The sequence below is a fragment of the Westiellopsis prolifica IICB1 genome (genome assembly GCF_004323185.1).
GTDB lineage: Bacteria > Cyanobacteriota > Cyanobacteriia > Cyanobacteriales > Nostocaceae > Pelatocladus > Pelatocladus prolificus_A.
Map to the genome: position 1 here is coordinate 1814082 of NZ_NAPS01000001.1, position 10292 is coordinate 1824373.

Here is a 10292-nt window from a genome sequence, read left to right on the forward strand (position 1 = left end):
ATCTCCAATGTTTCAATTAAAGATTGTTTATGCCGTTTGACGAAATCTCCCAACCCTCTATAACCAAGACAACCACTCATTGTTCCCATGATTACTAGCAACAACACAAACCACAATGGATGTCTTTGTCCCTTTTTGGTGCGAAAATCTTTAATTTTTTTGAGTTCTTCAATCAAGCCTGCTGTCATAGATACCCCCGGACAATTTGTCGAAAGTCTGATTAGCGCTTGGGTGCGGCGTAGCCGCACCCTCGCTTAAGTTTGTTACCTCAGTTTCGATTGAATCATTTTTCTTCCAAGAATGAAACAGCCCTGCTGCCTTAAAAAGGGGGATTTAGGGGGATCAGAGGATTTGTGTGTACACGGTAGCATGTTTGGGAGAGGGATTTAGGGAGAGGGTAAAGATTCATGCAAGAGGTCTAATCAAGAAGGGAGTTGAGCCAGTCACGCACTTCTGGTTTTTGAATGCGATGTGAGGATTGGGAAGTCAAAGCATCCTTTACAGTTTCAGTCATAACTGGTTCATATGCAGAGAATCTTGGGTTGTAGAATTAGGTTTCAGTCCAAAATAGCAGTGTGCTTTGATGAGATGCTTTACTTTAATTTTTTTTAACTTGTCTGTCTCTGTCTCTATTTCAGTTGCAGTTAATTCCCTGTCTAGTTGAAATTCATAAGATTTTGTACCCCACTCTTTGATCAAAGTTAACAATATTACATCTTCAGCATTACTCATCTTTTCTGAATCACCTACCAAACCCAGTTTATTTAAAACGGAATTAGCTAATTTTTCTGACAGAGCTTGTAGTCCTTTAACATCAATCTCCTGAACTCCTGCACTATGAGCATTAATAGCAAGTCCTGATGCTTCTGCTCTAATGCGTAAGTGCCGCCATTTATAGGGAATACAATTTAGATATTTATCCCACATATCATGCAGAACAAGTTTATGAAGATTAGGATGCTTCCAGTCCGCTTGGCAATGATTAGCTAATTCATCAATAAATTTAGAAATATGATGCCAGAAGGGAAATTGAGAGGGTTCTGTGCGTTCGTTTGTTATTGAATTAAAAGTAAATCCATTCCAACATAAAGCTACACAATCTTTTGTTACTTCAGCAATCACAGACCAGCGAATATCCCGTTTATCTGGTTGACTATCAGTTCCAGTTCCTCGGCGAACAGAATCGTCAATTTTATAAGTTCGGATATACCATTTTTTATGAGGTTGATTTTGTTCTTGAATTGGCCCATACCAACCATCTTGACCGAATTCTTGTAACAAAGATGCAGCAGAATTTAAGTTTGGTGTACGAGCGCACTTACCTAGTTTCAAGCTCAACCATGTTCTTGGCTGTTTCACATATGCAAGTAATATATCATCTGAAGTAAGCTGACCTTTTTCAAATGCGTTAACTATATATATTGCTAATTCATCTTTTTTAACCCGACTTGTCCCTGATGAAATAAGTTGGAGGGTTTCACGAGTAAACTCATTACTAGATAAAAATTTTACACAGAATTCCTCACCTGGAGGAAAACCATGATCAACAAAAGCGTTAATACTCATAAACTATTGCTCAAAATTTTGTATCAATGCACTTGAAAGGTTGTTAAAAAAAGAGCATAGCAAAAAAGTATCTACGCTTAATCAATTTTATAGTAAGGCAGGCAAAATACCTGCCCTACTATAAAACACAATTAACCCAACCCTGCAATTAACTCAGCTTTCGCTTTCTCCAAAGCCTCTGGTAACTTAGTCGCATCGCGTCCCCCAGCTTGAGCTAAATTTGGTCTTCCACCGCCGCCACCGCCACAAATTTTAGCGATCGCACCGATAAATTTACCAGCTTGCAGTCCCTTCTGATTCACTTCTCTTGAAAAAGCAGCAACTAAGCTAACTTTCCCAACTTCAGGAACAGAACCCAGCACCACCGCTGCACCTGCACCAAGTTTTTGCTGTAAGCGTTCCGCAGCAGTTTTCAAAGATTCTGCATCAACGTCTTCCAATTGGGCGACGAGAATTTTATAATCGCCTACAGTTTCTACTGTTTGCAGGAGTTGATCAGATTTAGCGATCGCCAACTGTGATTTGAGGTTTTCTAATTCCTTTTGGCTGGTTCTCAGTTCGTTTTGCAGAATAGTGATTCTGTCTGGTAACTCTTCTGGTTTAACTTTGAATCTGTCGCTTAAATCTTTGACTACTGTATCGCGGACATGCAAGTAATCTAGAATTGCTGGGCCAGAAACTGCTTCAATCCGCCTGACTCCAGAAGCAACCCCAGCTTCCGAAATGATTTTAAATACACCAATTTCAGCAGTATTACTGACATGAGTCCCGCCACATAATTCCATTGACACGCCAGAAAAATCAATGACGCGCACTTCATCGCCATATTTTTCGCCAAACATCGCGATCGCACCTTTGGCTTTTGCTTCGGCGATGGGTAAAATTGCTACTTTTGCTGAGTGCGCCTCTGCAATCCAAGTATTTACCTGTTCTTCAACTTGTTGGATTTCTTCAGCAGTCAATGCACGAGAACAATTAAAGTCAAAGCGTAATCTATCGAAGTCTACCAAAGAACCTGCTTGCGAAATCGTATCATCGACAATTTTCTTTAACGCCGCTTGTAGTAGGTGAGTGGCGGTGTGGTTAGCTTGAGCGCGACGCCGACAAGCACGATCAATTTGGGCAGAAACAGCATCGCGGACTCTCAGCGTACCGCGTTCGATGTGTCCGAAGTGGACATAAAAATCCGATTCTTTCCTGACATCATTAATAGTAACGACAACACCCTCACCACTCAGATAACCTTTATCGCCAATTTGTCCCCCCGACTCTGCATAAAATGGGGTTTTGTCAAGGACAATTTGTACATCTGTTCCCGCTTCTGCTTCTTCTTCAACAATCCCGTTTACAAGTATCGCTTCCACTTTTGCAGTTGCTGTTGGTTCTGTGTAACCCAAAAATTCCGTAGCGTGAATGTGTTCTGCGAGCTTGTCGAGAGAACCTTGCACAGTTAAATCGATAGTTTCGTGGGCTTCTCTAGCGCGTTGTCTCTGCTTTTCCATTTCCACATCGAAGCTAGCAACATCAACAGTGAGGTTGTTTTCCTCAGCAATTTCTTGAGTTAGTTCTAAGGGGAAACCGTAAGTATCAAACAGGGTAAAAGCATCTTCACCGCTAATTTGGGTTTGACCTTTTTGCTTCACCTGAGCAATAATTTCCTCAAGCAGCTTTTCGCCTCTTTCCAAAGTTTGCAGGAACCGAGATTCTTCTCGTTGCAATTCTGCTTTAATATTATTTTCCCGTTGACGGAGATTGGGGTAAGCATCTTCGGCTAGGGAAATCGCAACTTCCGCAACTTGAGTGGTAAATTCCCCTGAAATACCAATTAAACGCCCGTGACGTACCACCCGCCGAATTAACCGCCGCAATACATAACCGCGTCCGACATTGGAAGCGCGAATTTCATCAGCAATCATATGCACAACAGCACGAACATGATCGCCAATGACTTTCAACGAGACTTTAGTTTTTTCACTAGTTTCGGTGTAGTCGATACCAGCGATTTCTGCTGCTTTTTTAATAATCGGGAAAATTAAATCGGTTTCGTAGTTGTTGGGAACGCTTTGGAGAATTTGCGCCATTCTCTCCAAACCCATACCAGTATCGATGTTCTGGTTAGCAAGCGGTGTTAAATTACCTTCTGCATCCCGGTTATATTGCATGAAAACGAGGTTGTAAAACTCAATAAACCGGGTGTCATCTTCTAAATCGATATTGTCGTCGCCTCGTTCTGGATGAAAATCGTAGTAGATTTCTGAACAAGGGCCACAAGGACCAGTCGGGCCAGAATTCCAAAAATTATCATCTGCACCCATGCGCTTGATGCGCTTTTCTGAGACACCAACTTTGTCCCGCCAAATTGCGTAAGCTTCGTCATCTTCTTGGAAGACACTGACAACCAGGCGTTCTGGGGGTAATTTAAAGACAGTTGTCGAAATTTCCCAACCCCAAGCGATCGCCTGTTCTTTGAAATAGTCACCAAAGCTGAAGTTACCCAGCATTTCAAAGAATGTTTGATGGCGTTTGGTGCGTCCGACGTTTTCGATATCGTTGGTACGGATGCATTTTTGAGAAGTCGTCGCCCGTTTGAATTCTGGGGTGCGCTGTCCCAAAAATATCGGTTTAAATGGTAGCATCCCCGCGATCGTCAGCAGTACTGTCGGATCTTCTGGAACAAGGGAAGCACTTGGGAGTATCTGGTGTCCCCGTTGGGAATAGAAGTCAAGGAATAAGGTGCGTATTTCGTTACCGCCGAGGTACTGGGGATGAAAAGACATGGGTTTTTACACGAAGACTAGGGAGTTGGGGGACTGTTAGTTGTTGGTTGTTGGTTGTGGAACAACTACTGTACGGGCGCAAAGCGCGTCTACGCCCCTACTAACCACTAACTAGTCTCTCTTACAGAAAAAGTATGCCGCAGAATAGGGCTGCTGTACCACCAATTAAGTAATACTTCTCAAGGGGGATTACTAGTTCAGTGTAATTCCATAACCAACTTTTGACAAAGTCGCTGTCTGATGTGCAGCTTTATATAGCGGCACAATTTCTAGACTTTAGTAGGATGATGAGATTAAGTTATGTTGAATAAAATAAAAATCTCAAAATCGTACTATTTTCATATACGGAGGTCGTTTATGGCACTGAAATTAACAGTCCCAAATATAGCGTGTGAAGGTTGTGCTGACACCATTCAAGCATCTATTCACACAGTGGAAGCTGATGCAAAAGTCGCAGTGGATGTCAAAGCTAAAACTGTAACTGTAGAATCCGCAGCATCGGAAGAATCCATTAAGCAAGCAATTGTTGCTGCTGGATATACTATTGAAGGCTATCAATAACTATCCCGATTGCGGGAATGATTAATCTGTTGGTCTTTGCGATCTCCCTGCATATACCTGCCCAAATTAGATATGTGGAAGACCCTCATATTTTTGGGGTTGTACCAGACGCGATATATCGCGTCTCTACATGATTTAAATGTTAATTGATTTGTCTTATCCGAGCAGTATTGAAATCCTGGGGATCGATCCAAAATCCAAAATCCTTCGACTGAGCGCTCACAACGAAGTCGAAAATCCAAAATCTAAAATCGATGACTGTAACACCAATTTAATATGAAGTTACAGAGAAAGAACCCCACCCCAATTCTCGCTTACGCTCGAATTTCCCCTCCCCGATTTCGGGGAGGGGATTAAGGGGTGGGGTAAAATTCTGTGCAGCTTCACGAAGAATTGGTATAACACCGAGGTGATAGTTATACAATTTTTTCGAGTATTTCAGTACGTAGCGGTAACCACGGATAATTCAATCAAGTTATTCATAAAGCTAATCTCAGTACATAAATCCCTGAAACTTATATGCATTCGTCAATTTAGTTGTTGCAGAAAATAATTAATGCAATACTTTTATCTTCTTAAAAATTTCAAGAAGATAATCCTGGAAATTACAGTAATAGTTTTATACATAAAAAGTTTATTCAGTATTTATACTGTTTTAAATTAAGGTTATCTCGACAGAAATTAGGTATGAGAAATTTGAATTATAGAAGCTGTGATAAATATTAGTATCTTAACGGAGAGGAAGATTGAAAATTACTTGTTGTTCGCACAAATAAAAAATAAAATAAGGGATTATACCTTGGCTACATATGTAGGTATATTGAATAAAGACATTAAACCTGAATATATTTGACTAGATTTATTTCCTCAATGTGACAATGGGGTAAAAAGTAGAACGATGAAGAATTCTATTCTGATCTTTGGAAGTGATAACTTTCTCGCCAGACTTCCAGATCAGATCTGTGATGCAAATTCTTTTAATTTAGAAGTGATCACCAATCTTAATCAGGCGATATCTTACATTCAAAACACACCACCCGATATATTAATTCTCCAAGCAAGTTGTGAAGGCTCTCTAGAACTCTGTTCTTGGTTAAAAGAACAGACCAAATTATCTTGGATCTACTGCATTCTTTTGGAAGACCGCTCTCAATTACTTCTATCAAGAAGTAAGTATGGTAGGGACTGGGAATTAGAAATGACTTGTGTTGCACTCCAAGAAGGAGCTGATGCCTATATATGGCAGTCTCCAATAGAATCAAGTAGTAGTCAAAACCTGTTGCTAGCACAATTAACAGTTGGTTTGCGAAAAGCACAAAAATATCGTGATTTAATCCACACAAATGATTTATTGTCAGCGATCGCCTTGGCTGATTCACTGACACAATTGAGTAATCGTCGGGCCTTAGAGTGGGATTTACCCAGACAAATCCAAAAAGCCCGTACTAACGGTACTCCTTTGAGTTTGATTATTTTAGATGTTGATTATTTTAAAAAAGTTAATGATTCTTACGGACATTTAGTAGGCGATCGCTTGTTGCAGTTATTATCTAACCGACTGCGACAAAATCTCCGATATCACGATACTCCTTTTCGTTATGGTGGAGAGGAATTTGTGATCATTCTTAACCACACAGGTTGTGATGAAGCAGTCGTGGTGGCGCGCCGTCTTAACCGCATAGTCGGTGAACAGCCATTCGCCATCAACAATCAACTTTCAATCAACGTCACCATTAGCTTAGGAACAGCTTGTTTACGAATGGAAGATGATGTTAATGGAATCAGTCTGTTGAACCGCGCTGATCAATGTCTATTACAAGCAAAAGCTGCTGGACGTAACTGTGTGATGAGTTGTGATAATTACTTGTCTCACCAGACTCCCCATCTACGGGTAGTTTCTTCTTACAAAATTTCATAATTTGATAATTTCTCATCAATTATTTTGACGCATTCTGACACCGTAGCCTTCTGTCGCATCGCATCTACCAAAGCTTGATAAGCTGACCAATTTTCTTGTAGTAAGGTTTTAGCTTGTAACACACAAAATCGCTGTTTTTGTTGACAAGCAGACGCAGAAAAACCTAAACTCTTCAGAACTCCTGCGAGTTTGCTTTTATCATCAGCCCCACCCTCAGCATTTTCATACACCAAAGTTTCCGCAGTAATACCCGCCATCCATACGGTACAGTAGCGATCTACCATTTGGGCGCTCAAGCTACCCCGTTCTAGTTGAGATGCTAACTCAGCATCATCAAAACTCACACCACCCTGTCCTGGTTGTTTTTGCTTCCAGGCTTCCCAAGCACTGAGAGTATAACCAATAACCGGAATACCTAAAAGATACGCAACCAAAAAGTGTCCAGCTTCATGATGAATAATGCGTTCTCTGTGTTCGGGAGAAAACGCCGCTACCCAATCTAAAAATATAGTTCCCCCCTTACCTTGCAAGCTGAAAGAATCGAAAGTCGCTATCCCCAAAATTGTGAAGGTAGCAAGTGCTGGTATGGTGGGCGATAAATTAAACATTGACCCCAGCAAAGTAGAAAGGGTCATGAGAAAAATAAAAATTGCGACTAAATTCAGAGCTGTTTTACTCATGCTTGATTACTATCTCGCTACTTTATATTTCTTAATTTCATTATGAAGCGATCGCAGCAAATATGAGTACAAATTACCGGAGTACCCCCAGGGGTACTGTCAAATTCTACAAATAATTTTACAATGCAAGCAGTTTGTAGTTGGCGTTTTATGCTGTTTCAATGTACTGACGCACTTGTGACTGTGGCATCTTTTGAATTTGAAAGATTAGTTAGTTTTTATACTAAATTTTTTAATCAAAAACCAAAAGCGATCATTTCTAATGTCTATGCTGAGTTCCAACTACCTAGTTTAAAATTAGGAATATTTAAGCCAAAACAAACCCATTATTTTGAATTTGAGCATTCCACTCAATGCAAAATGAGTTTGTGTTTAGAGGTAAATAACTTAGAAGATGCGATCGCTCACTTGAGTGTTTTAGGCTATCCCCCACCAGGAAAAATCATCACAGCATCCCACGGCAGAGAAATTTACGCCTATGATCCTGATGGCAACCGTTTGATTTTACATCAATCCAGCATCCACAGTTAATTAGTCAAAACTATTAGAAATATAAGATTAGTTTCTAGTCATTATTGATATCAAGTTCGGATAATTAGTTTACTTCCCACAGTCATTGCACCCCACCCCTTAATCCCCTAAGCGCGTGCGCTTAGGGGAGGTTTTGGCGTTAGACAAAACCGGGGTGGGGTTCAGAGGGAATCATAACTAATCAAGCGAACCTGATATGACTTACCATGGACAAATGACAAATGACTAATTACTAATTCCTCAAAAATGGGTATAACGCAAAACTATAAATTAAATTTAATTCAGTGGTATCCCGGTCACATTGCGAAAGCTGAAAAGAACCTCAAAGAACAACTCAAGCTTGTAGATGTGATACTAGAAGTACGGGATGCGCGCATTCCTTTAGCAACTTTTCATCCCCAGATACCACAATGGGTAGGAAGTAAAAAACGGTTGTTGGTGTTGAACCGTTTGGATATGATTTCTGACCAAGTACGCCAGTTGTGGATGGATTGGTTTAAAGCTCAAGGAGAACAAGTTTTTTTTACCAACGCCCAACACGGTCAAGGAGTCACGGCGGTATCAAAAGCAGCACAAGCAGCTGGTGTGGAACTCAATCAAAGAAGACGCGATCGCGGTATGTTACCCCGACCAGTTCGAGCTGTGGTGATTGGTTTCCCTAATGTCGGTAAATCAGCTTTAATTAACCGCTTGGTAGGACGACGGGTAGTCGAAAGTGCAGCCCGTCCTGGTGTAACTCGCCAATTGCGTTGGGTGCGAATCTCTCAAGATTTGGAATTACTTGATGCTCCTGGTGTGATTCCTGCTAAGTTAGAAGACCAAGAAGCGGGATTAAAATTGGCTGTTTGTGATGATATTGGGGAAGCAGCCTACGATAATCAATTAATAGCAGCAGCATTTATAGATTTAGTGAATGAACTTTATGAAATAGCACCAGAGTTATTACCAGCTCACCCATTACTTTCGCGTTACGAACTCGACCCCACAATATATACAGGTGAGTCATACTTGCACAAATTAGCAGAAGTTCGTAATAAAGGTGATGTTGAACGAACTGCACGCCAAATTTTAACCGATTTTCGTAAGGGTTTGTTGGGTACACTCCCCTTGGAACTTCCGCCAGATTGATGATACCATTTTGGCTCTTAGATTTCTCTAATAACTGTACGTTCGCTCATTTTTAAAGGGTGAGAGGAATTAATGCCTTACTGTTAAAGGAAACAATACGATTTTGGATATCCTAAAAGCATCACCGTGTAATACATGGAAAAAGGAAAAAAGCCCTTTCCATGTATTACATGGAAGCTATGGCTCATTAACATCTCATCTGTAATACTGAATATTACACTTTAAACTTCACTAATTTGGGGTTAAACTTACGATGTAATACACGGAAGAGGCGAATGTTAAAGCGGGATATTCAAGGGAAGTTCGCCCTGAAAGACGATGATTATCGTCAAGTGCGCTCTTTAAGATTAACGGATGAAACCTGGAAGGCTTTGGGGATCGCTGCCGAATGCTTGGGTATGACTAGAGCTGATTACGTCGAACAGGTGATTAGAAGGAATGCTCATCCAAGTATTACACGGGAAAAAAAGTTGGCACATAAAGCCAAAACTAGTGTTGTTGAAGTTGCGACCATGCCTCTAAAGGTGGCAACACTCGAAAGTTTACGTAACCAAGTAATATTGGAGTTGAAGTTAGGTAAGCAATCACCGGGCTACAAAGCAGCACTCAAAGCCCTCAATCATTTTATTGTGGTACTAAATAGCGAGTATACACAACAGTAGGAATTCGCTGTTTTGTATCAGTAAGCGGGGAAAACAGTGGACATAAGTTCTGAGCGGATTGACGATATTCCCGTCATCGTGGAATGGCTTGTTCAGATGGGGATAGCTAAATGTATTGACCAAAAACTCAAAAAWCCACACGGAAACCACAAAGGCATGAGTTATGGTCAATTGAGTGTATTGTTACTGACATATATAATTACTCAATCAGACCATCGGTTGTGTGCAGTGGAATCATGGGTAAAGGCACATCGAAGGATTTTAGAGTTAAGTACAGGGTGGCCAATAGGAGAAAAAGATACCAGTGATGACAGATTGGCAAGGGTAGTCGAAGAGTTAGGTAAGCAAACACAAGCAACGCGGGAAATAGAGGKCAAGTTAGGACAACATCTAATTCGCGCCTACGAATTACCCACACAAGTGGCACGAACTGATACGACTAGTTTTAGCGTGAATCATCAACAGGGAG

At 40.8% G+C, this 10292-nt stretch carries 9 protein-coding genes and 1 pseudogene; 6 read left to right on the plus strand and 4 right to left on the minus strand.

Annotated elements, in window-relative coordinates; translation table 11 throughout:
* From B4U84_RS07700 to alaS, 3 genes are all read right to left on the minus strand, one after another.
* Positions 1 to 188 (minus strand): transposase family protein (locus tag B4U84_RS07700; protein ID WP_131118785.1); only part of this gene is annotated, 188 nt, incomplete at its 3' end.
* 322 nt (positions 189 to 510) lie between these two features.
* Positions 511 to 1566 carry a dsRNA-binding motif domain-containing protein gene (locus B4U84_RS07705; RefSeq protein ID WP_131116681.1) on the minus strand — a complete coding sequence of 352 codons (1056 nt, stop codon included), beginning with the start codon at positions 1564 to 1566 and terminating at the stop codon, positions 511 to 513.
* Positions 1567 to 1697: 131 nt separating this feature from the next.
* Positions 1698 to 4343, minus strand: coding sequence for an alanine--tRNA ligase (gene alaS / locus B4U84_RS07710; protein ID WP_131116685.1), 2646 nt, complete (start codon positions 4341 to 4343; stop codon positions 1698 to 1700).
* A 357-nt stretch (positions 4344 to 4700) separates the two neighbouring features.
* Between alaS and B4U84_RS07715 the strand changes: the two genes are divergently transcribed.
* Together B4U84_RS07715 and B4U84_RS07720 are read left to right on the plus strand one after the other, a co-directional pair.
* The gene (locus tag B4U84_RS07715; protein WP_017309001.1) at positions 4701 to 4904 is read left to right on the plus strand and encodes a heavy-metal-associated domain-containing protein; all 204 of its coding nucleotides are present in this window, start codon (positions 4701 to 4703) and stop codon (positions 4902 to 4904) included.
* 898 nt (positions 4905 to 5802) lie between these two features.
* Positions 5803 to 6822: a GGDEF domain-containing response regulator gene (locus B4U84_RS07720; RefSeq protein WP_131116696.1), complete on the plus strand. Its 1020-nt coding sequence runs from the start codon at positions 5803 to 5805 to the stop codon at positions 6820 to 6822.
* Here the strand turns inward: B4U84_RS07720 and B4U84_RS07725 are convergent.
* Positions 6807 to 7502 carry a hypothetical protein gene (locus tag B4U84_RS07725; RefSeq protein ID WP_017309004.1) on the minus strand — a complete coding sequence of 232 codons (696 nt, stop codon included), beginning with the start codon at positions 7500 to 7502 and terminating at the stop codon, positions 6807 to 6809. The two genes, B4U84_RS07720 and B4U84_RS07725, sit on opposite strands and share 16 nt — an antisense overlap.
* Before the next feature lie 123 nt (positions 7503 to 7625).
* On the opposite strand from B4U84_RS07725, the gene B4U84_RS07730 reads away from it, so the two are divergent.
* The 4 genes and pseudogenes from B4U84_RS07730 to B4U84_RS07745 form a co-directional block, all read left to right on the plus strand.
* A complete protein-coding gene (locus B4U84_RS07730; protein ID WP_207390907.1) occupies positions 7626 to 8033 on the plus strand; it encodes a VOC family protein in 408 nt (135 codons plus the stop codon).
* A gap of 246 nt (positions 8034 to 8279) precedes the next feature.
* Complete coding sequence (ylqF, locus tag B4U84_RS07735; protein WP_017309006.1) at positions 8280 to 9161, plus strand: ribosome biogenesis GTPase YlqF; 882 nt, start codon at positions 8280 to 8282, stop codon at positions 9159 to 9161.
* A 275-nt stretch (positions 9162 to 9436) separates the two neighbouring features.
* Positions 9437 to 9823 (plus strand): hypothetical protein, encoded by a 387-nt coding sequence (locus B4U84_RS07740; protein WP_096726370.1) that lies wholly within the window; start codon positions 9437 to 9439, stop codon positions 9821 to 9823.
* Between the two features lie 36 nt (positions 9824 to 9859).
* Positions 9860 to 10292: pseudogene (locus B4U84_RS07745) on the plus strand (DUF4277 domain-containing protein); the annotation flags it as partial.